Below are 21,845 nucleotides of genomic sequence, written 5' to 3'. Positions count from 1 at the left end.
GTCAGGCTGGTTTGAGCACCGAGGGGCCGAGGAACTCGCACACTTGCAGGGCCAATGCCAGGTCCAGTTTGTCGGTGCTCACGGTGTGCTGGTCCAGCGCCTTGTTGATCCGATACTTCACGGTGTTGCGGTGCAGATTGAGATATTGAGCCGCGCGCAGATGGCTTTCATCGTGCGAGAAGTATGCGTTCAGGGTCAGCCGTAGCACGGCAGCGCCGGGTGTGTCTTCGGCCAGTACCCCGAGTCTCTCCCACACCCATGCGCGGGTCGAGTCGAGATTCTCGGCGAGCAAGGACACAATCGCAACGCCCTTGTCGCCGAACCCCACGACGGAGCGGGTGGGGGTACCCGGGACGGTCGCGACCGAGTACGCCGCACGGGCCTGCTCGTGCGAGCGACGAAACCCCCCAATTCCATGTGCAGGTAGCCCTGCGGCGAGCCTGGTCGATTCGTCGAGGTCCAGTACCGCAGACAATTCCGTGGTGTCGAGTGCGGACGTTCGCGAGCCGAGCGGAATCCATGCCCACACTGTCCGTCGGTCGATCGCGGTGATGATCGGTGGCCCATCGGACTTGACGAAAGAAGCCGTGCGGCGGGCAATTGCATCTATCGAGCCGAGGGTGGTTGTCGCGTCGGGTGCGCTGTTCCATACGACGAGCGCCAGGTGGTTCTGATCGAGCCGATATCGGGTCTGATTCTCGAACGCCGTGGAGCTTTCGCCCTTGTCAGCCAGCAGTGCGTGAATTGTGGAGGAATGCACGTTGCCCTGGGCGCCGATCCACCGCCTACGTTCGTTCTCGTAGGCATCGAAGACGAACAGGGTTATCCAGTCGATGTAGTTGTAGATGACATCGGAAATATGTTCCAGGACAGGAAGGTCGAGGCTGACATCCAGTTCGAGTTTGTGTATTTCAGCGAAACACTGGCGCATCATCTCGTTCTGCCCCATGTGGTAGGCCCGCACCAGTGAATTCGACGGGACATCCCGCTGGGCAAGGCGCAGGGCGTACTCGACCGCAGCTGTCGTGGGCTGCAGATGGTCGACGGGGATGTCGTTGGCCAGTACATGAATGATGGTGGATATGTTCCCGTGTACGGACGCTTCGAGCAGTTCGACCAGGACCGGATCTTCGTCGAGCTGGTCGATGTCGTGCGCGAGAAGGCTGGTCATGGAGCGCACGATCTCGGTTTCGCGGGCCGCCAACGACCGAGCGATGCCGGCGACAGCGACAAGGACGTCGTCGGCCGCTGTTTCCGGTACATTGGCCAGTCGTCGACGTGCCACGGCTCGGCGGTCCTGGGGACCTGGGCTTGTCATCGAAAGGCCCCTGCGGACTTCTGCAGGTATCGCAGCGCGGATTCGGCGGCGTTGAAGCCGCACATGCCGTGTGCGCCGGCTCCAGGTGGGCTCGACGCCGAGCAGAGATAGACCCCGGGGATGCCGATACTGTATGGATCGAGGGCAATTCGGGGTCTGAGTACCACCTGCAGCTCGGTGTTCGCACCTCCGATTATGTCGCCGCCGAGGTAGTTGGGATTGGACTTTTGCAGATCCGCTGGTGATGTCACGGCCGTTGCGACGATGATGTCGCGGAAGCCCGGTGCGAATCGCTCGATCTGGGCTGTTACGGCTTCGGTTGCATCCCCCGTGTACCCGTTGGGCACATGCGCGTAGGCATACAGCGGATTGATCGTTCCCGCGGACCGCGTCGGGTCGGCTACATACTGCTGACCGACCAGAACGAACGGGTGCGACGGCATTCTTCCCTGAGTCACGTCCTTCTCGTTTGCCGCGATCTCTTCGAACGATCCACCGAGGTGAACGGTGCCGGCACGGGCACATTCGGAGTTGGTCCACGGAACATCACCGTCGATCGCGAAGTCGACCTTGAAGGCTGCCGGCGCCCGTCGAAACTTCCTGTAGGCCTTTGCAACACGACTCGGTACGGCGTCGCCGTAGATACCCAGCGCGGCACCGGGTGAGGTATCGAGAAGAACGATATCGGACTGTGGGATGTCGGAGGCTGTGCGAACGGTGACTCCGGTGTCGATCTTGCCGCCCCAGTCGAGCAGCATCGAGGCCAGCGACTGTGAGATCGATTGCGAACCGCCCTCTGCCACCGGCCACCCGTAGCGATGCCCGGATGCGGTCAGCATCAGCCCGACGGCCGAGGTGGCGGGCCGGTCCAGCCGGTAGTACGCGTGCGCGGCAACGCCCCCGAACAGGGCCTTCGCCTTCTCGGTCCGCCACCACCGCGCAGCCACCGTCGCCGGCAGTAGGGCTCGAGGGCCGAAAGCTACGAGAGGCAAAGGGTGCCGGGGCACGTTTGCGATGGGTCGCATGAGGTCTGCCGCGAGGACGTCGTAATTACGAGCGATGTCTCCGAACATCGCTTTCCAGCGACGCCCGTCGGGGCCGAGGCCCTCGGCGGTGTCATCGATCGAGCGATGAATGAGCCCGGCGTCACCACCGTCGAGGGGATGTGCGCAATCGACGTCGGCCCATTTCCAGTTGAGGCCGTAGCGTTCGAGGTCGAGAGTGGCGAGGTACGGAGACCCTATGCCCATCGGGTGAAACGCTGAACACAGGTCGTGGATCACGCCCGGTACCGTCAGCTCGCCGCTGCGCGTTCCACCACCGATCGTGTCGGCTGCCTCGAGCACCTGAACGTCCACGCCTGCGCGGGCGAGGCGTACCGCGGCAGCGAGCCCGTTGGGCCCGCTGCCGACGACGACGGCTGTGCTCATACTCGATTCCCGCGCTGCGACGTGGGTGCGACAACGGATTCTCCGGACTCGGTTGCGGTGGTGTCGCGCATCTTCGGTTCCTCCACGGTGCCAGGGTCGGTCGCGGCGCGGTTGGCGTCGATGTCCAGCGTCCATGTTACGTTCACCGGGATCGGGCCGTTCGGCAACCAAGGCTGCTCGTTGATGGCATCGGCAACCTTGTACGTACCGCGTTCGATGACGCCCAGTGCGGCGTCTATGACCTGGTACTCCTGGTAGTTCTTGTGAATCGGTTGCGATTCGATCCACACCACCAGGAACTCGCCCGGAGCGAAGTTGCATCGGCGCTGAATTGCTGCGATGAGCTTGTCGTCGTGCAGATGTCCGTCTCCGAAGTTGAACGCGACGATCGAATTGCACGAGAATTCGCCCTCGCGCAGGGTGTAGGTATCGATGTCGTCCCCGAGGTGATTCATCATCAGCGAGAACAGGGCACGTCCCTGGCTGTGCAGCGAACGCCAGCCGAGGAGCTGGTGCATCACCACATCGGCGACCTCGGGTGGATAGCTCGCCAGGAGCTGCGTGCGAGTGTTCTGGCTGGGACGCTTGATGAACTGATCGAGCTTCTCCTCGCAGCCAGGGGCGAATGCCCATGTCGCAGAAGCCCAGTTTCCGGCGTACTGCCGCATCGACGGAAGGAAGGAGACCAGATCGGGTCGAAGATTTCCGAGGATGGGGAAGAACACCAGAGCGGCAACGATGAGTGCGAGCAATGCGGGGGAGGAGAAGTCCCACACGGCGTAGCCGTCGGCGTTGGGGAACCCGAGGAACAGGAACACCGAAGCGAATGCGAAGAGCAGGTTCCACTCGAGCGGAACGGCAAGCGGGAAGGTGGAGGTGATGAACAGGTGGAATGCCACCATCAGTCCGACACCGGCCAGCGCAACAACAGCATTGGTGGTGAAGAGCAGCACGAGAGGCGTTGCGACCTCGACCAGAGTTCCGAGGACGTGCCCGACGCCGCCGGCGACCTTGGATGGGCGAAGGTCATGGGGGAAGTTGCGGTAGTGGGCTCGCTTGAGCGCCTTCGACGAAATCCACGGCGTGTTCGACAGCATCGGCGGGATCACCATGGAGAAGTGGTGGCCGAGCTTGGAGATTCCGGCACCGACCCACACGGTCACGATGAGCAGTTTGAGGGCGATGATCATATCGACGAAGGGTAAAAATCCGAAGAACACCACCGCCGGGAAATACTGTTCGCCGCGGGCCGCGATGAAGATGACCTTGTCTCGCAGGCCGATCACCACCAGCAATGCCGCGAGCGAGATCATCAACGCCGGACGTACCAGACCGTTGTTGTCCGCGATAGCGGCGTCGATCGAACTCGTGTGAATGCCGGGAAGAGCCAAAGCAACAACGATATTCACCAGAACTGCGGCGTATACGATGACGTCGAACACGGTGCGGGTGTCGCCTGCGGTGAGTGGAACCTTGCCCGGCCATGGTGGAAGGCGAATGGTTCCCGGACGAAGCCAGAACAGCGCGCCGCCCATCATGGGTTTGAAGTGCCCGGCCAAAGGACCCCAGGATCCGCCGACCCCTATCGTTTCGAGTAGGAGGGTCCAGAGCAACAGCTTCTGGTAGACGATCGGTTGATTCCACCAGGCCGAGATGTCGAGTGGACTGTGGCCGGAAGTGAGGGTGGCTACTGCAACGCCAATACCGATGTAGAGGACGAGCAGTTTCAGGATGTAGATCGTGTGGACCATTTTCGGGGTGCCGAAGCCGTGGTCGGCCCAGTGGGTCGACATGACCCGCAGACGCTCGCGGAATGGTAGATCGAGGAACGTGGCGGGGTCGACTTGCGGGAAGTTTCCTTCTTTGAATCCCATGAGTACTCCTGTTCAGAAAGGGAATTGGGCAGCAGCTATCGACTCGACTGGGTCACCCAGTGAGTGGTCTTGCAGAGATGTGGTCGGCTGTGTTCAGCTCACGGGTTCGGCCGTGGGTGTGCGGAGCGCCAGGCGAAGACCGGGCTTGTCGATCTTGCCGACAGGGTTGCGCGGCAAGGCGTCGACCACGTTGATGGCAACGGGGAGTTTCACTTTCGCGACCCGATCACGCAGATGGTCGAGCAAGCTCGCCGACGTTGCATTCGAGTTCGGATAGGTCACGACGTAGGCGACGGGGACTTCCCCGTAGACCTCGTCCGGCGCACTTACGACGGCGGCTTCGAGAACCTCGGAATGGGTGGTCAGTGCGTTCTCGATCTCTTTGGGATAAATGTTCTCGCCGCCGCGGATGATCATGTCTTTGATGCGGTCGACGAGAGTGAGGTAGCCGTCCTCGTCGAGGCGGCCCACGTCGCCGGTGCGCAGCCATCCTTCGACGACTGTGCGCGAGGTCTCCTCGGGTCGGTCGAGATAGCCGCGCATGACGTTCGGGCCGGAAATGAGAACCTCTCCGACGGCACCGACTGGCAGGAGTGTTCCCAGCTCATCGGCGATTGCGATGGTTTGGCCAGGCAGCGCAGGACCGACCGTTCCCAATTTGCGCACCCCGCTGGGAGGATTGCAGGCTGACGCGCACGTCCCCTCCGTGAGCCCGTAGCCCTCGATGATGGCGTATCCGAATCGAGACTCGGCTCGGTCGAGCAATTCCTTGGAGATGGGTGCGGCTCCACATACGGCGAATCGAAGTGAGGAGGTGTCGGAGACGATGTCGTCTGGTTGAGCGGTCAGCAGCGCGTAGATCGTCGGGACCGCCGAGAAGTACGTTGGGCGTAGCCGTGCGACGTCGTCGAAGAATCGTGAGGGTGAGAATCTGCCGGTGATACTGACCTGCCCACCTACCGACAGCGGGGCGAGCACGCTCACGCAGATCGCGTTGACATGGAACAGCGGCAAGATGAGAAGGCTGTGGTCGTCACTGGTCAGCTCGAAGTGCGTGGCCATCGCACCGGCCATGTATTGCAGATTGGAGTGGGTCAGTTCGACCCCCTTCGGGCGTCCGGTGGACCCGGAGGTGTAGATCAACAAAGCCAGGTCGTCCGGGTGCGGAATGTCGTTTCCGTGCTGGCCGTGTTCGGTTGTGGAGGAGTCGAAGTCACTGATCGACCGGGTGACTACCCCCGCAATCGGCGGCTGCCCGTCCTCGACGATGGTCAGAATCGCGCGCGCATCGCCCACCTGGTAGCTCGCCTCGATGCTTGTGAAGGTGGGGTTGACCGGCGTCGCTACTGCACCGATCCTCCACGCAGCCATGATGGCAACCAGTAACTCGACGCGGTTGGGAAGCTTCACCGCAATGACATCGCCTGCTTTGATTCCGTCTGCCACCAGAGCCGAGGCGAAAAGGTCTATGCGCGTTGAGAACTCGCCATAGGTCAGTGCTTCTTCGTCGTCTCGAACACACGGCCTCGCAGCTCGTTCAGATCCTGCGTTCCATGGAAAGTAGTCAATGCCGGACACGATGTGCGATCCCCTCGTCGGTGCTGTGATCCAGAACACTAATTGCCTGTGTCATGGATCGATACGGCCTACGAGGCCAGACTTTCCGGGCCGTGTTGTCCTCGGAGCACAAGATTCGCGGGTCCGGTCGGAACGGTCGACCATGTCGGGAATGACTAAGGCGTGAAGACGGCTCTCATGGTGTTCACTTTTGAGGGGGAGGGCGCCTGGAGTCCACGGTCGATGAAGTCGATGATCCAGTCGAAGCTGTCGTCGATGTCGGTGCTGATCTGAAACCCGCCGGCTGTTTCGAGAGTGACGAAGCCATGAAGCTGGCTCCGCAACATGCGTAGGGCGTGGATCTGCTGTGAGGGTTCGATTCGGTAGCCGTGCAGCATGGCGCTCCAGGAGTCCATGACTCGATTGGCCGCTGCGATGAGCGGATCGTCGGGGCCGGTGATCTCGGCGGCATTGCCGGCGGCGTAGCGGCCCGGGTGTTCTCGGGCCCAGGCACGCATTGCTCGCGCTCCGGAATCGAGGGCATCACGGCCGGCCCGCCCGCCGATGGCATCGCGAATGGCATCGGCGAGTTCGGTTATGGCCAGCACGCCTATTCGGTGTACGAGGTCGGCCATGCCGTCGACGTGCTTGTACAGCGAGGGTGGTTTGACGCCGAGTCGCTCGGCGAGCAGGCCCATGGACAGGCGCGAGAAGCCGATCTCGTCGGCGAGTTCGGCCCCGGCTTGGGTGACCGACGACGGCGCGAGCCCAGCCCTAGGCACCGGGGAGAGTCCGAGCCAGGAAAGGCAGGGCAAGCGCAAGTGTCTGCTCGGGCGCCTGGGCGTGCGGGTAGTGGCCGACGCCGTCGAGAACGGCGAGCTCCCCGAGACCTGTCGGCAGGTCGGCGATGATCTTCTCTCCTTCGGCGCGGGGGTCAACCCAGTCGGGGTCCGCGCTGCCCTCGATGACCAGGACGGGGCAGCGGACGTTCTTCAGCTGCTCGCCGGCGTCGGTGGGCTTGGACTTGCACATGGCTTGAAGGGCCTTCATCCTGCCCGGCTCACGGAGGGTGTCCTTGATGCGGTCCAGTTCGGTATCCCAATCAGCGGGCTTGGTCGGGTACGCCAGGTCGAGGTACTTCTCCCAGGCTTTCAGGCTGCCCGTCATCACGATCTGGCCGAGCAGCATGACCGCGCTGCGGTAGCTCTTGTTCGTGAGCAGTCCACCGACGGAGTAGGACACAGCGCGCGTGAACGGCGCCAGCTCGATGACCCCGGTGATCGACTCGGGGGCGGTGGCGGCCCCGCCGCTGATCGAATGGCCGATGATCACGGCCGGCCCGCCCAGGTGGTGCACGAGCGCCACCAGGTCACCAGCGATGTCGGTGCGGCTGTAGCCGTCCCATCCGAGACTGGATTCACCGCAACCGCGAATGTCGACGTTCGCCACCCGGTACCCAGCCGACACCAGTGCAGGGGCGAGGAAGCGGTAGGAGTGCCGACTGTCGCCGATGCCGTGCGCGAGTACTACGAGCGGGCCCTCCCCGGTCAGTTCGTAGGCCAGCGTGTTCCCGTTGATGCTCAGGTGTTCGATCATGATGCCTCCAGCTCAGGATGGCTAATTGCCATAGCTATAAGCTAATAGGCATAGCTTTCGAAGTCAAGGGCAACAGACCGGGCGAAGTTCGTTGCGTCCGCGCTGCGGTGTCGCAGCTACCGCTGGACGGCCTGAACCAGTGTTGCGACGAGTTCCTCGCCGGTGGTATTCCATTTCTCTTGGCCGAGGTGGCCACTCAATTCCATGTTGGCAATACCTTGCGCGCTCGACAGGAGAAGTGCGCCGTACCTACGCGCATCCTGATCACCCACCACGCTTGCGACGATGGCGAGGAATCGGTCCTGCGATGCTCCGACCGCTTGGGCGGCAACGGCCGGGTCACCAGCGGGTGGGGCGAACATGAGAATGTACAGGTGTGGGCGTTCGCGACCTATGGTGATCAAGGTGAGGAGCGCCTGTTCGAGTCGGGTGGCCGGGTCGACCTCGGTGTCGGCGATCAGTCTGTCCAGTGCGAGGGTGACCTCACCCCATGCGTCGAGTGCAAGCTGGGTGAGCAAGTGTTCTTTGTCCTTGAAGTGTCCATAGGGTGCCCCTCTGGAAACGCCCGCCCGAGCTCCTACTGCTCGAAGGGTCACCGCCTCCGGCCCTCCAGAATTGAGCAGTTCGAGCGCCGACTCGATCAGTGCCGCCCGTGTCGCCGCGGCGGATTCGGCTCGTGAGACCATCATTCGAGCGTAGTCGACACTGCCATGCCGACGGGGCTGTGATCAGCGAGCGGGCTCTGTCGGAAAATGTGGCCGGAGGTTCGCTGCGGCGACGCGGTCGAGGGTGCGGTCGGGGAGGATCCTGGCCAGGCGGGTGAGCATCGCGGCGTCCCGTCCGATTGTGTAGCGAGTCTTGGGTTTCCGGGTTGTGACCGCCTTGGCGATAATGACCGCTGCGGCGTCGGAGGAGACGCCGGTTTCAGTGAACGCGGTGGCTTGATTCATGATGGCCTGCATGAGCGCGCCGTAGTGCTGGCGCTGTTCCAGTGACATCTCCTCGACGAATGCCCGTGCGCGTTCGATGCCGTGGCCCGTCATCTCGGTCTTCACGCCGCCAGGTTCGACGACGACCACCTGAATGCCATGTGGTGCGACTTCTCGACGAAGGGCATCGCTGACCGCTTCGAGTGCGAACTTCGCGCCGGCGTAGGCACCGTAGGTACCCATTGCGACCTTTCCGCCCACAGAGCTGATGTTGACGACGCGGCCGTGGCTTCGACGCAGGAACGGCAGCATCGCCTGTGTGAGCGCGATATGGCCGAAGAGGTTGACCTCGAACTGAAGTCGCCACTGGTCGAGGGGCAAGGTCTCCACCGGTGCGTTGATGGCAATGCCGGCGTTGTTGACGACCGCACGCAGACTTCGCTTCTCGGGGTCGGCGTCGATTCGGTCGACGAGCGCATCGATGTGATCGGGGATGGTGATGTCGAGGATGACTGGTTCGATGTTTGCTGCGCGGATCGCGTCGGCATCGCGCGGGCGTCGGACGCCGGCCAGGACGTGGTAGCTCTGCTCGGCCAATGCGCGCGCGGTTGCTGCTCCCATGCCGGTGGATGCACCTGACACGACGATGAGTTCGTTTTGAAGTGACGTTGTCATATGGATACTCTGCGGCACTCCTGTGACGTTGTCAAGTGAAGTGCTCGCCGATGCGCGCCGGATGTAAGAGCCATCTCTAGTCGGTTGCACTGGCCCACAACGGAATGACCGGGCAGAGCGTCACCGGAGCCGCGTCCGCACCGATCGAGACGCTCACTGCTGAAGGATCCGGTTCTCCAAACCTGCGAAGCAGCGCGTGAACGCGCCTACTGTCTCCTGGCCAGGTGAGGCCGAAGGCGTCGGCGATGGCCGTGTAGTCGGCGGCACGTGCCGAGGGGTCAATATCCGCGTCAATTCTGTTGCGTCGCTCGAAGCTCCGCACTCCCTGCCAACGCCAACGGTCGAGGATCAGTCGAAGGTACATGCTGCCAGCGGGATACCGGCGAACCGGTCCATCAGGAAGTTGGCAGCTTCACCGCCGTAGCCGTCGATCAGCTGCGGCCCGAAGTGGTTCGGCAGTACCGCACCCTGCAGAATCGGCGGCAATGGATTGCTTCGGAACTCGACCGACGCACCCTGGCCGCACCAGTCCGTCGCCAACTGCCTGGCCTGGCCGTACGGAATCGTGTCGTCGTTGATTCCGCTGGTGATCAGGACCGGAGCATTCGGTGTGCGTTCACCGATGCGTTGCTCGTCGAAAATACGTCCGGCCTCGGGGATGGTGCGCACATTCTCCAGCATCGACTTGCCGTCCTTCGTCAGCGACTCCGTGCGCAGAAATGGTCGCTTCAGAATTGTGTCACCGATGCATTCCGTCGACAGCTCGTTCAGAACCGCCTTGCCATGATCGGTGAGCCTCTCGTCGACGAGTGAGCGCAGACTCGGGTCTCGCTCGAGAAATCCGTTCAACGCATATCCGATGACGCCGCCGATCAGCGTCCCGTCGACCTGCCCCAACACGTCGAGTAGATCGGCGGTAGGTGCCCCGGCCCACGTTCCCTTCACGTCGAGTTCGGGCGCGTACTCCGCCGCGAGTTCGGCGGCGGCGGCCGCAGCTCCGCCACCCTGGGAGTAGCCCCAGATACCGATCGGCGCATTCGGGTCACCGGACAGTTCGTTTGCGGCACGGGCACCGTCGAGAACCGCATGGGCCCCCTCCGGCCTGCTCACGTACGTGTGCACACCGGGCGTTCCCAATCCGATGTAGTCGGTGACGAACACGTTCGCACCCATCGACCCCCATAGAGTCGACGACAGCAGCTCCTGGTTGAACGAGATCGACAGTGGTTGCGCTACAGCATTGATCGCGGTCGGAAAGGAGCGTGATGGAGCGCATTGGTCGCCCTGGCCCATCGTGCCCGGTGCAACGACGATGGTCGGGCGCGGTCCGGCACCCCGCCACGGCACCTCGGTCTCGATGAACGTACCGGTGACCCCGATAGGTGCGTCGTCCTGAGTGCGTGAGGTGTACATGACTCGCTGTGCCTGCACCGGATACGCACCGTCCACACCGGGCAGAGCAGCGTACAGCGACATCGGTTGTGTCCGAAGAACGGCCCCCGGGTCATCGACGAGCTGCAACGGTGGCACGTAGAACTCATCCAGGGGATCGGCATGCGCTGCCGAAGTACCGAGGACGGTCACCGACGAAGCAAGCACCGCTGCGCCGACGAGGAATCGAATCATACTGCGATACAGGCGCATTTGGTTCTCTCTGTCGAAGATCAGATGACGGTATCGAGATCGCGGGCGACGATGTTGTCCAGGGCTCTTTCGGCGAGCGCTGCAATGGTCATGGACGGGTTGCAGGCGGCGGTGTTGCCGGGCATGAGCGCACCGTCGAGCACATACAGTCCGGGTTGGCCGTGCACTCGACCGTCGAGGTCGCACACCGGGCCCATGTTCGCCCCGCCCAACGGATGCCAGGTGGACGGGAACAGCGCATTCGTATCGGTCAGCATGCTGCCCGAACCGGCGATTCGACGAACTGTCGGATCGATCGATCCGACCTGAATGATGGAGTCGCCCTCGACCGGCCAGTGCAGCTGTGTCTGATCTCGCGCGGAGTCGTAGCCGAAGTGGCCACGACCGTTGCTGACGCCGAACCCGACGAGCATGGTGCTGCGGGCATCGAAAGAGAACGGCGGTATCGACGCCTGAATGACGGTATGCGCCGCTCGAGGGTCGTCCCAGTTCAAACTGCCGTACACCACCGGACCGCCCTGCGGCGCACCGAACTGCTGCTCGATGCTGGACCACACGTAGATGCGATCGGCATTGGTTCCCCAACCCTGCCCCAGCTGGTCCGGCAGATCGGGAATGGAACCGATGGCACCGGCGCGGACCAGCAACTTGGTGGTGTTCAGGCTTCCCGCCGCCATGATCAGCGCGCCGGTGGTGAGAATCTTGTTCTCCAAAACCGTTCCGTCGGAATCGATCCTGTCCACCAGTACGGTCCAACGACCGTCGGCAGCACGCTCGACATTCGTGACATTGTGTTGCGTTGCCACGGTTGCCAGGCCCGTGGCCTCGGCCGCCGCGATATAGGTGACATCTACAGAGTGCTTGCCACCGTTGTTCACCCCGAACGCGCCCGCACCGTTGGTGTACGACGGTTTCATCCGGCCTTGGATCTCGTCCAGAGCGAAGTTCCAGTCGATCGGCATCGGGATCTTCGACACCGGCAGTCCCGCTCGCCGAGCGCTCTCGGCAAACACCCGAGCCGCTTGGTAATTGGGTGTCTCGATCAAAGCGTCGGGGGCCTGCTCGAGCTGCAGCATCCGTGCGACGCGGGGGTAGTGAACCCTGTTCAGGGTGGTCCAGTCGAGGTCGACCGGAAAGTGCTCCTCGAACACAGCCTGGGACGGCTGCAGTGTCATCCCCTGGTACACCAAGGATCCGCCACCGACACCTGCCGCGCACAACGCAGTCATGTTCTCGCCGGGAACAGCCTCGAGCAGCCCCACATACGGGTCGAACGGAACAGGCTTGCCGAACAGGTTGGGACTCGAACCGTGCCACAGCATCCGCTTGTCCGGTGCCGTCGCGCTGGGGAACGTGTCGGCGTTCGGACCTGTGGGCCAGCGCCTTCCTCGCTCGAGTACGAGCACAGGTACACCGGCCTGGGCCAGGCGCAACGCAGCGACGCCGCCGCCGAAGCCCGATCCGATGACGATGACGCGGTGGTCTTCACGGGTGAGCGGTACCTGTGTGCGCCGTCCACTGCTGCCGTTGGCTGCCCGGGCAATGCCTGTGCCCGAGATTGCGGCCAAGCCCGCAACCGCAGTTGCACCCAAAAATGACCGACGGTTGAGATTCGACACGTTCCCCCCATGGTTGCGGACATGCACGCATAGAGACTTGGGTCACATGTGCGCGGTCCAAAACTAGACAGAAGTTGGTTCCAGTGTCAAGTTTGTCCGTCAGTCGAACGGCAGGACCGGCACCAGCCATCGGCGAAGGTAGCGGCGCAGACCGTCGTCATCGTGAATGGATGGGTCGTCGAACAAGATGACCGACAGGCCCACCCGAACGAGTACGCCTTCGATGTCTTCGAACTGTGCCGAGTCGAAACCTGGGTTGCGTTCGATGTACCCGTCGAGGAATTGGCGAACCACCGGTGCGGCTCGATCCATCATGTCCGCGTCGAACAGTGGGTTCGCATTTCCCGAGCGCAGCAAAGAGTTCAGTACCGGTTCCCGATGAATGAGATTGCGACTGGCGACGATTGTCTCGACGACGAACTCCGTCGGCGTCTCGGCCTGGTCGGACTTCTTACCGATATCGCCGATTACTTCGACGACGAGTCCGACCATCGCCTCGGAGATCATGTCCTCACGCGTGGTGAAGATGGTGTAGATCGTCTGGCGCGTGACGCCCGCAGCACGCGCCACTGCCGCAATAGTGACGTCCTCGAACCCGGATTCGGCAATCAACCCCAGCGTCGCATCCAAGATCTTCTGTCTCGAGCGCATGATCCAATTATGACTGCCATTCCCGGATCCTTGCGGAATTCCGAGAGAGGACCATCTCGACCCTGCAGGTTGGCCGTTTTCCTACTCGCTCATCTCGTTGCGATCTCCTCGGACTCGTACGACTCGGTCTCGCCCGCTGCTGGTTGGGAACGGACTCCCCAAAGGACCCCTGCGGCCAGGGCGATGCCGAGAACCGCAGGCAAGCTGTTGGCCACCAACGAGTTGGTTCCGGTCAAGGTGGAGTAATTGGCGATGATGAAGCCCACGCCCACTGCGATACCGACGCCGCCAACCATAGGTGCGACCAGGGTGGTCCAGATCCGTGGATCACGCCGACGACGGAAGTAGACGATCGCCGCGATCGACACGAGTACCTGAAGTCCGATGACGCCGACGGTGAACAGACCGGTGAGTGACGTGCCGAGCCCGATGTATGGTTCAGCCCCCATCACCGCGCACACAAGGAGCACGATCGCGGTCAGGCGGGAGTGTCCGATTAACGGTGGATCCGATCTCGGCGTCGGTTAGTTACCGTTCGGGGTGATACGTCCTTCGAAGGTGATAGCAAATGCATTGAGTGCTGGCTTCCACCTCATCGCCCATCGTGCCTTACCTTTCCCGGTGGGGTCCAGTGCACGCGTCGCCAGATATAAGCATTTGAGCGCAGCCTGCTCGGTCGGGAAGTGCCCACGAGCCCGCACGGCACGCCTGTAGCGGGCGTTGACGGACTCGATCGCGTTCGTCGAGCAGATCACCCGCCTGATCTCGACGTCGTAGTCCAGGAACGGAACGAACTCGCTCCACGCGTTGTCCCACATCTTGACGATCGCAGGATACTGACCACCCCACTTTCCGGCGAACTCGGTGAACCGTTCCTTCGCCGCCGACTCCGAAGGAGCGGTGTACACCGGCTTGAGATCACGTGCCATCTCATCCCAATATCTTCGGGACGCGAACCGAAAAGTGTTGCGTATCAGATGAATAATGCATGTCTGCACGACCGCCAGCTCCCACACGGTGTTGATCGCCTCCGGCAGACCTTTCAGTCCGTCGCACACCACGATGCAGACATCGGCAACACCGCGGTTCTTGGTCTCGGTGAGCACCGCGAGCCAGAATTTCGCGCCCTCACCACCCTCGCCGGCCCAGATCCCCAGAATGTCTCGTTCACCATTCACAGTCACGCCGATCGCGACATACATCGGCCGGTTGGTGACCTGCCCGTCCCGAACTTTGACGTGCACGGCATCGATGAAGATCACCGGGTACACCCGCTCGAGCGGCCGGTTCTGCCACTCGGTCATCTCCCCGACGACTTTGTCGGTGATACGGGAAATGGTGTCCTTCGAAACCGTCGCCCCATAGATGTCCTGGAAGTGCGCGGACACCTCACCGGTGGTCAAACCCTTTGCAGTCAAAGACAATACGATCTCATCGATACCGGTGAGGCGGCGTTGCCGTTTCTTGACGATCTGCGGCGCGAACGAGGAATCGAGGTCCCGCGGGACGTCGATCTCGACCGGTCCGATCTCGGTGAGCACCGTCTTCGAACGGGTACCGTTGCGGGAGTTGCCACTGCCGCGGCCGGCAGCGTCGTGTCTCTCGTAACCGAGATGCTCGGTCATCTCCGCATCCAGTGCGGTCTCGAGGACGTTCTTTGTGAGCTGATTCAACAGCCCGTTCGGGCCCATCAACTCCACGCCCTGCTCCTTGGCCTGAGCCAGGAGCTGCTCGGCCAACTGCTTCTGATCCACCTCATCCGCCATGGGATCCAGTGTTTCGGTCATCTCTGATCCTTCCCGCCAAGCTCAGCTCGGCGTGTCGAACCAAGACCGGATCAACCGTTTATCTGACAGTCCCGGTCAGGCCTGCGACCGCGTCGCTGGCCCGATGTGGCGATGCGTGGCGTGCATGGACTGCCGACAGAGTGCGGGGGAGTGCCTTTTCGCCCGCGAGAGTGTGCACATAGCGCGTAGTTGCATTGTGAAGGGCGAGAAGGCATGCGAGCAAGCTTGTGCAGAAGAAGATCTGCATGATTGTCAGTGTGAGATTGCCCGCGTTCGCGGCAGTCAGCATGAAGATGAACGACCCTTCGCTTTCGGTGGCCGAGGCGACCACGTCGTCGACGCCGATGCTTCCGATCACCAGCCAGGTCGTCAGTACATAGAACGCGGCAATCGCAGCTATGGCACCGAAAGTTGCTCGCGGAATGGACCGTTCGGGTTCCTTGGCCTCCTTGGCGTAGATGATGGCCGACTCGACGCCGATGAACGACGTGAAGCCCACCATGAGCGCCGGCCCGAGTTGCCCAGAAAAGACGTGGTCGGGAGAGAAGACGTCGAGCGGCAGTGCAGGCAGGCCGTGCTTGACGAGGATGGCGATGTCGAGCACCACCAGAATGGCGAACTCAGCGATCATGAAGGCGAGGAGAAGCTTGGCTGATGAATCGACCGATCGGCGGCCGAAGACGGCGACAACGGTCATTGCCGCTGCGGTCCACGCGAACCACGGCAGTTCGATGCCGAGTCCGGCGAGGATGAGATTGGAGAAGTATCCGAACCCGGTTGCCAGTGCCAGCGCCCCGGCGAAATAGGCGACGGCGATCGCGTATGCGGTACCGCGGCCGAGGCGGGGGCCGAGACCTGCCGTGACGAACGCCGCGAAGCCGCCGGCGCTCGGGACGGCTCGACTCATCGCCACATACCCGGCAGCGGAGCACGCGATGAGAATTGCGGCAATCAGGAAGGCCACCGGGAGACCGGCTCCGTTGCCCAGGATGAGGCCGATGGGCACGTTGCCGATCACCACTCCAAGGGGAGCCGCGGCCGCGACGACGAGCATGACTATGCGCCCAGTGGTCAGGCTGCCCCGTAGATGGGGCTGCGTGCTCACCTGGACGCCTTGATGGGGGATGAAACTCTTGTGGTCGACATATGTGCTCCTGGAGTTGGTTTGGTGGATGGCAGACCGAGGCGCGGGTTCATGGCCTTGTGCGCGCGAGATCGGTGAAGGCGGCATCAGTGCGCTCGAGCGCGGCGGCGATGACTACGGGCGTATGCGCCGACGAGAGAAACATGTTGTGCCAGGGATGAAGGATGACGCCGTGCCGCACCGCAGCGGCGGTGAACGCGAAAGCAGTGGTGAGCTCGACGTCATCGCCGAACCGCAGCATGGGCATCGAGACCGGACCGGTCTGAACCAGGTCGAAGCCGTGGTCCGCCGCCTGCCGTGCGAGCCCGGTTCTGAAGTCGGCACCGGCGCGCGTCAGTTCGGCCAGACCGCCCTCGCGCAGAATGCGTGTTGTCTCGATCGACGCCGCCATGGCGACGGAGCCCATCCAGAACGAACCCGTGACGTAGACCTCGGATGCCGCATCGGCCAGCGCGTCGATTCCGGTCACGGCCGAGAACGCGTAGCCGTTGGCGATCGCCTTGCTGAACGCCGTGAGATCGGGTCGCACTCCGATTGGCTCCCAGCTGCCGGCCATGTCGATGCGAAAACCCGTGCGGACCTCGTCGAGGATGAGGACGATGCCGAGTTTCGTCGCGAGTTCTCGCACCCCGCGTGCGAACTCGGGCCGCACCTCCTCTTGGTCGACCATGGCGTCGTGCTGGTGCGGCGTGAGGATGATGGCAGCGACATCGCCGTCGGCCGAATCAACTGCGGCCTTGACGGATTCGAGATCGTTGTAGGTGAACTCGACGATATTGGCGCGGTCCTCGGCCGTCACACCGGCAGGCATCGGGGTGAACCACGGGGTCGCGCCGTGGTATGCCGACGTGGCTTTGAGCAGCTTCTTGCGTCCGGTCGCGGCGCGCGCGATCACGACGGCCATGCTGGTCGCGTCGGCGCCGTTCTTGGCGAACATTGCCCAGTCGGAGTGAGCGACCGTGTCCACCAGATTCTCGGCGGCTTCGACGAGCACCGGAGTGGGTCCGGCGATGGCGTCGCCCAGGCGCTGGTGAACGCCCGCGGCCGCGTCGACCTTGGCGTTCGCGTATCCGACCACCATCGGCCCGAAGGCGCACATGAAGTCGACATAGTCGTTTCCGTCGACATCCCACACCATGGCGCCTTCGCCGCGGGCGTAGAACTGCGGAAATCCCTCGGGCAGTACTTTTTGGACGGAGAGGTGGCCGTACATTCCGCGTGGAATGACCGCCGCTGCCCGGGCGCGCAGTGCAGCATCCGCGGCGAGTGTGCGTGGTGAGATGGCGATTGTCATGGTGTCCTTCAGTGGTCGGTGATTCTGATGCCTTTTGCCAAGTTTGTAGGACAGCTGTCCTAAATAGATTTCGTCAATGTTCCGGTCGCGTAAAATAGGTCAGACGTCCGATAAAAGAGAGAAGGCACCAGTGCCGAAGGTTGTCGACCACAGTCAGCGTCGCGTCGAGATCATCGAAGCAGCGTCACGCGTCATCGTCCGTAGCGGTCTCAACGGCATGACGATCCGCGAGGTTGCAAGGGAGGCGGGCGTGTCCAACGGGGTGATCGACCACTACTTCGACAGCCGCGACGACATCGTCATCTCTGTCCACCGACGGGCGTACGCGCAGGTGGCCGAACGTTGGGCACGGAAGCTCGACGGGCGATCGGGACTCGATGCGTTGCGCCTGCTGCTGCTCGAAGCACTTCCGCTCGACGAGGAAAGGCATCGGGAGGCTCGTCTGGACATGAGCTATTGGGCAGCGGCAGTCGCGTCGCCCGCGCTCAACGATGTTCGACGCCAATCGATTGCCGAGGCTCGCAGATGGTGGTCGAGGCTTCTCGACGAGGGGAGGCTCGAAGGTCGGATTCGTACCCGTGTTTCGGATGACGTCATTCTGGACGAGATTCAGGTCCTGATCGACGCGCTCAGCCTGCAGGCGGTGATGAACCCGGATGACATGCCACCCGAGCGCCAGCTCGCTCTCGCTGAGTCGTTGCTGGCGCGCCTGGTTCAGTCCTCGTGAACATGCGCAGCACGTAGAAAAATGAGATTGTCGCGCTTCCGAATGCTCAGATCGGGGATGCGAGCGTTGCGTTGTAGAGGGTCAGGATCGGGTCGATGAGAACTGTTCCTGTGGGACTATCGAATTGCACGGATTCTCCGGTGGCCTCGGTCATTCGAACCCCTTCCTGGCGTCGATACTGACAGCCTGAACCGTTGTCGCAGGCGTCGCAGAAAGCTCGTTGTCCTCCACAGCGCTCTTCGAGCGTGTGGTTGCGTAATCTGGAAACCGTGAGAAGTGGTCGAGGTCGTGCGTAGGGGTTCTGGTGAGCTCGAGGAGTCGATTCTTCGTCTTCTCGGGGAGCACCAGGAGCTGTCGGTGTCCGATGTCCGCGAGCGTCTGAGCGCCGATCTGGCCCATACGACTGTGATGACGGCGCTGGTTCGGCTCCGTGAAAAGGGACTGCTGACTCGTCGGCGAAAAGGTCGCTCGTTCATCTATGCCCTGCAGGCCCCGTACGCGGATCTGCCCGCACTGCGCGCGGCGATCCGGATGCGTAGCGAACTCGACGCCAGGGAGGAGCGCGCCGACGTCCTGGCCAATTTCGTGGCGGCGTTGGGCCCGGACGACGAGGCGGTCCTGCGTGAGCTGCTCGCCCGTGATCGCAGCAACCAGGACCCGGATCCGTCGTGAGCGGGTTCGGGGTCGCCGTGGCTCTGCCGTGGGTTGCATCCGCGGCACTGCACGTCTACTGCCGTCGCGTCGATCGTGATCTCACCCCACCCTGGGCGGTGATCGCGCTCCCCACGCTTGCTGCAGCGTCGGCGCTTTCGGTCGTCGCCTCGCTCGTAGCCGTGGCCACAGTGTCGTTGTCCTTGACGGTTCTTCCGATCCGCGCAGTCGGCGTGCTGGCGGTGTGCTTTCTTCTCTGGCGCCTGGTCCTCGCGATGGCGCATCTGAGAAAGATGGTCGCCAGTGCGCGCGTGGCATCGGCCTTCGGTAGGGAGGCTGCAGGTAGGGAGGCTGCAGGTAGGGAGGCGGGGAGTAGACGTGGCACGGTCGTCGTGGATTCGCCCGAGCCCGACGCGTTCGCGGTGCCGTCGGGTGGTGGCGCAGTGGTGGTCACGACCGGTCTCGTCGACGCTCTGTCCGATGCAGAGCTGCGGGCGGTGATCGAACACGAGCGAGCGCACCTGCGTTTCCGTCATTCGATGTGGACGCAGATCTGCGAGGTAGCTGCCGTGATCGATCCGTTGCTGCGTCCGGTGGTCGACCGCGTGCGCCATGCCGCGGAACGTCACGCCGACGAAATCGCCGCGAGGCACGGCCGCGCCGTGACGATGACCGCACTCGCACGGACCGCGCTGCTCGGTGCGGATCGAAAAAGAGGCGCTGCGTCCTACGCCCTCCCCGGTACGGGCGGTGATGTTCTCGCGCGGGTGCGGGCCCTGAGCGGCCCCCCGCCCGGCCGCCAGCGTGTGGTCGTCGTCATCGCCGGCGTGGTTGCGCTGATGCTGTTTTCGGTGGTGTCGTTGGCTCTGCTCGACGTCACCCAGGATGTGTTGTTCCCGGAGCCGGGTGAGGCGCCCACGTCCGTTCTGCGGTGACCACTCTCGACCGCGGGGGCCTCTAGATTCCCGCGACCCCCACCAGCTGACCGACACCGTAGGTGACGATCATTGCCAGAGCGCCACCGGCGACGATGCGGGTCACCGCGCGTCCGCGGCGCGCGCCGCCCAAAGCGGCGCTGACCGTGCCGGTGAGAGCCAATGCCCCCAGTACGACGAGGAACGTCAGCGGAATTCGAATGTTCATCGGCGCCAGGAGTATTGCCAGCAGGGGGAGAAGTGCACCGCTGACGAACGCAAGGGCAGAGGACACAGCGGCATGCCACGGATTGGTCAGAGCATCGGGGTCGATACCGAGTTCGATGTCGACGTGCGCCGCGAACGGATCGTGTGCGGTGAGCTCGCGAGCCACGGTCCACGAAGTCTCGGTGGAAAGGCCCTTGGCCTGGTACATCTCGGCCAACTCGGCGAGTTCCTGATCGGGCTCGTCGCGGAGTTCTCGCCGCTCCTTGTCCAAGAGTGATCGTTCGGCGTCGCGTTGACTGCTGACGGAGACGTACTCACCGAGCGCCATGGACACCGCACCCGCGATGAGCCCCGCGACGCCAGCTGCGAACACCGGACCTCGGTCGGTGGTCGCAGCAGCGACTCCGACTACGAGCCCGGCCGTCGAGACAATTCCGTCGTTCGCGCCGAGAACGCCGGCGCGTAACCAGTTGAGACGACTCGCGAAATTGCCGTGGGGTTCCGCTTCGTGGGGTTCGGGGCCGGTTCGATCGTCTGTCATTCTTCCGAGTCCTCTTGCACAACTTGGGAATCAGCGAAATCGCTCCACGACGCGGTGGCGCCGGTGTCGCCGATACGATACACCTGAACCATCGTCGCTGCTCCAATTACGACGGCGAGCAGTACCACGACCAGCGACTGCCACCGCGGGACCGTTGATTCGCGTCGTTCGCGAAAGTGCAGAAAGACGAGGGCAGCGGCGACCACGACAAGACCCAGTGAGAAGAAAGTCATCGAATCGCCCAGTTCGGCATGGATTTCGACCGCAGCGGTCTCGGGCACCCGCTCCTCCAGCCACTCACCGGCTTCGGTGGTCAGGGGTGTGAGAATCAGGGTGATGACCGCGAGCGCGGCGATGAGCCACACGAGTCGACTTCGCACCGGCTGAAAGATGCTCGCACCGATCGCAAGGATAGCCGTCAGTGGTGCGAGAACGACGATGAAATGGACCAGCAAGATATGTACAGGTAGGCCGTTGAACGTCGACACGCGAACTCCTTGTTGTCCGGGGGGCGCCGAATCGCACCGGTTTTATGCTACACGGCGTGTAGTAGTTGCGCCGGGTGCATCTGCGCCGACTATTCGGTCGCCGGCTCGCTACCTCCGCGGCTACGACGCGTTGCGGAATCGACCACCGCCTCGAACGCATCGACCACCAACGCGACCAACTCGTCGAGATCGACGCCAGCAGAATCGAAATAGACATCCGCGGTTCGATCGAGAAAGCCGGTCCATCCGGAGATCGCGGCGCTCACCAGTGGAGGCTGCGGATCCGGGAGGTTGACCATCCTCGCTATCTGGCGTTCACCCTCGGCCCGCGCCTGTCTCACCGCGGTTTCGACACCGCTGTCGCCGAGTTCGTCCTCCCGGACGACGCGTACATACAAGGCGCGGTGATCTCGAAGAAATTCGATGTGACGTCGCACGAAACCCTCGAGGCGGGCCCGCTCTGTTCGCTCCTCGTCCAGGGGGTCCTGGGCCTGCGTCAACTTCGACAGCACGTGCGCCAGGGCGGCTGCAACCAGGCCGTGCTTGTCTGTGAAGTAGTAGAAGAGCAGTCCGTGTGCCACGCCTGCACGACGGGATATCGCCGCCGCGCTGATGTCGGAACTGCCTTCGGACATCAGCTCGATGGCTGCGTCGATCAGGGCCTGACGACGGTCTCGTCGAGGGCGGGCGCGCCGAGACTGCTCAGAACCGGAGGATGCGTTCGGTGACACCAACGCCACAGTAGTGCACCGACATGCCTGTGATCTCGGAGTAAATT

At 62.9% G+C, this 21,845-nt stretch carries 22 protein-coding genes; 3 read left to right on the top strand and 19 right to left on the bottom strand.

Annotation, left to right across the window (positions count from 1 at the left end):
• Window position 1 precedes the first annotated feature (1 nt).
• From KVY23_RS19925 to KVY23_RS19850, 16 genes are all read right to left on the bottom strand, one after another.
• Complete coding sequence (locus KVY23_RS19925; protein ID WP_230557951.1) at window positions 2-1,318, bottom strand: CdaR family transcriptional regulator; 1,317 nt, start codon at window positions 1,316-1,318, stop codon at window positions 2-4.
• The gene (locus tag KVY23_RS19920) at window positions 1,315-2,748 is read right to left on the bottom strand and encodes an NAD(P)/FAD-dependent oxidoreductase (RefSeq protein WP_230557950.1); all 1,434 of its coding nucleotides are present in this window, start codon (window positions 2,746-2,748) and stop codon (window positions 1,315-1,317) included. The genes KVY23_RS19925 and KVY23_RS19920 overlap by 4 nt, the downstream gene beginning before the upstream one ends.
• Window positions 2,745-4,622 carry a DUF3556 domain-containing protein gene (locus KVY23_RS19915; protein ID WP_230557949.1) on the bottom strand — a complete coding sequence of 626 codons (1,878 nt, stop codon included), beginning with the start codon at window positions 4,620-4,622 and terminating at the stop codon, window positions 2,745-2,747. The genes KVY23_RS19920 and KVY23_RS19915 overlap by 4 nt, the downstream gene beginning before the upstream one ends.
• Window positions 4,623-4,715: 93 nt before the next feature.
• The gene (locus tag KVY23_RS19910) at window positions 4,716-6,200 is read right to left on the bottom strand and encodes a class I adenylate-forming enzyme family protein (RefSeq protein WP_230557948.1); all 1,485 of its coding nucleotides are present in this window, start codon (window positions 6,198-6,200) and stop codon (window positions 4,716-4,718) included.
• A gap of 155 nt (window positions 6,201-6,355) precedes the next feature.
• Window positions 6,356-6,961 carry a TetR/AcrR family transcriptional regulator gene (locus KVY23_RS19905; RefSeq protein ID WP_230557947.1) on the bottom strand — a complete coding sequence of 202 codons (606 nt, stop codon included), beginning with the start codon at window positions 6,959-6,961 and terminating at the stop codon, window positions 6,356-6,358.
• On the bottom strand, window positions 6,954-7,775 hold the full coding sequence (locus KVY23_RS19900) for an alpha/beta fold hydrolase (protein WP_230557946.1): 822 nt from the start codon (window positions 7,773-7,775) through the stop codon (window positions 6,954-6,956). The genes KVY23_RS19905 and KVY23_RS19900 overlap by 8 nt, the downstream gene beginning before the upstream one ends.
• 116 nt (window positions 7,776-7,891) lie before the next feature.
• The gene (locus KVY23_RS19895; protein WP_075841087.1) at window positions 7,892-8,461 is read right to left on the bottom strand and encodes a TetR/AcrR family transcriptional regulator; all 570 of its coding nucleotides are present in this window, start codon (window positions 8,459-8,461) and stop codon (window positions 7,892-7,894) included.
• Between the two features lie 42 nt (window positions 8,462-8,503).
• Window positions 8,504-9,379 carry an SDR family NAD(P)-dependent oxidoreductase gene (locus KVY23_RS19890; RefSeq protein ID WP_230557945.1) on the bottom strand — a complete coding sequence of 292 codons (876 nt, stop codon included), beginning with the start codon at window positions 9,377-9,379 and terminating at the stop codon, window positions 8,504-8,506.
• Window positions 9,380-9,455: 76 nt separating this feature from the next.
• A complete protein-coding gene (locus KVY23_RS19885) occupies window positions 9,456-9,743 on the bottom strand; it encodes a hypothetical protein (protein ID WP_230557944.1) in 288 nt (95 codons plus the stop codon).
• Window positions 9,728-11,005, bottom strand: coding sequence for a lipase family protein (locus KVY23_RS19880; protein ID WP_230557943.1), 1,278 nt, complete (start codon window positions 11,003-11,005; stop codon window positions 9,728-9,730). The genes KVY23_RS19885 and KVY23_RS19880 overlap by 16 nt, the downstream gene beginning before the upstream one ends.
• A 38-nt stretch (window positions 11,006-11,043) precedes the next feature.
• A complete protein-coding gene (locus KVY23_RS19875; protein ID WP_230557942.1) occupies window positions 11,044-12,642 on the bottom strand; it encodes a GMC oxidoreductase in 1,599 nt (532 codons plus the stop codon).
• 99 nt (window positions 12,643-12,741) lie between these two features.
• Window positions 12,742-13,293, bottom strand: a complete 552-nt coding sequence (locus tag KVY23_RS19870) for a TetR/AcrR family transcriptional regulator (RefSeq protein WP_230557941.1) — start codon at window positions 13,291-13,293, stop codon at window positions 12,742-12,744.
• An 89-nt stretch (window positions 13,294-13,382) separates the two neighbouring features.
• Entirely contained in the window at window positions 13,383-13,742 is a 360-nt protein-coding gene (locus tag KVY23_RS19865; protein ID WP_230557940.1) for a hypothetical protein, read from the bottom strand.
• A gap of 75 nt (window positions 13,743-13,817) precedes the next feature.
• Complete coding sequence (locus KVY23_RS19860; protein WP_374108748.1) at window positions 13,818-15,059, bottom strand: IS256 family transposase; 1,242 nt, start codon at window positions 15,057-15,059, stop codon at window positions 13,818-13,820.
• 79 nt (window positions 15,060-15,138) lie between these two features.
• A complete protein-coding gene (locus KVY23_RS19855) occupies window positions 15,139-16,185 on the bottom strand; it encodes an APC family permease (protein ID WP_230557938.1) in 1,047 nt (348 codons plus the stop codon).
• An 88-nt stretch (window positions 16,186-16,273) separates the two neighbouring features.
• On the bottom strand, window positions 16,274-17,518 hold the full coding sequence (locus tag KVY23_RS19850) for an aminotransferase class III-fold pyridoxal phosphate-dependent enzyme (protein WP_075840981.1): 1,245 nt from the start codon (window positions 17,516-17,518) through the stop codon (window positions 16,274-16,276).
• Between the two features lie 130 nt (window positions 17,519-17,648).
• On the opposite strand from KVY23_RS19850, the gene KVY23_RS19845 reads away from it, so the two are divergent.
• The 3 genes from KVY23_RS19845 to KVY23_RS19835 all read left to right on the top strand — a co-directional run bounded on the left by KVY23_RS19845 (window position 17,649) and on the right by KVY23_RS19835 (window position 19,831).
• Window positions 17,649-18,245, top strand: coding sequence for a TetR/AcrR family transcriptional regulator (locus KVY23_RS19845; protein WP_206508448.1), 597 nt, complete (start codon window positions 17,649-17,651; stop codon window positions 18,243-18,245).
• A 288-nt stretch (window positions 18,246-18,533) separates the two neighbouring features.
• Window positions 18,534-18,917 (top strand): BlaI/MecI/CopY family transcriptional regulator, encoded by a 384-nt coding sequence (locus tag KVY23_RS19840; protein ID WP_230557937.1) that lies wholly within the window; start codon window positions 18,534-18,536, stop codon window positions 18,915-18,917.
• A complete protein-coding gene (locus tag KVY23_RS19835) occupies window positions 18,914-19,831 on the top strand; it encodes a M56 family metallopeptidase (RefSeq protein WP_230557936.1) in 918 nt (305 codons plus the stop codon). Before KVY23_RS19840 ends, KVY23_RS19835 begins: the two co-directional genes overlap by 4 nt.
• Before the next feature lie 22 nt (window positions 19,832-19,853).
• Here KVY23_RS19835 and KVY23_RS19830 read toward each other — a convergent pair whose 3' ends face one another.
• The 3 genes from KVY23_RS19830 to KVY23_RS19820 all read right to left on the bottom strand — a co-directional run bounded on the left by KVY23_RS19830 (window position 19,854) and on the right by KVY23_RS19820 (window position 21,798).
• On the bottom strand, window positions 19,854-20,579 hold the full coding sequence (locus tag KVY23_RS19830; protein WP_230557935.1) for a VIT family protein: 726 nt from the start codon (window positions 20,577-20,579) through the stop codon (window positions 19,854-19,856).
• A complete protein-coding gene (locus KVY23_RS19825) occupies window positions 20,576-21,067 on the bottom strand; it encodes a DUF2231 domain-containing protein (protein WP_075840986.1) in 492 nt (163 codons plus the stop codon). The genes KVY23_RS19830 and KVY23_RS19825 overlap by 4 nt, the downstream gene beginning before the upstream one ends.
• Window positions 21,068-21,156: 89 nt before the next feature.
• The gene (locus tag KVY23_RS19820; protein WP_230557934.1) at window positions 21,157-21,798 is read right to left on the bottom strand and encodes a TetR/AcrR family transcriptional regulator; all 642 of its coding nucleotides are present in this window, start codon (window positions 21,796-21,798) and stop codon (window positions 21,157-21,159) included.
• Window positions 21,799-21,845 lie beyond the last annotated feature (47 nt).

It is taken from the genome of Rhodococcus sp. I2R (assembly GCF_020889545.1).
Taxonomy (GTDB): domain Bacteria; phylum Actinomycetota; class Actinomycetes; order Mycobacteriales; family Mycobacteriaceae; genus Rhodococcoides.
This window is presented reverse-complemented; position numbering and strand designations above follow the sequence as displayed.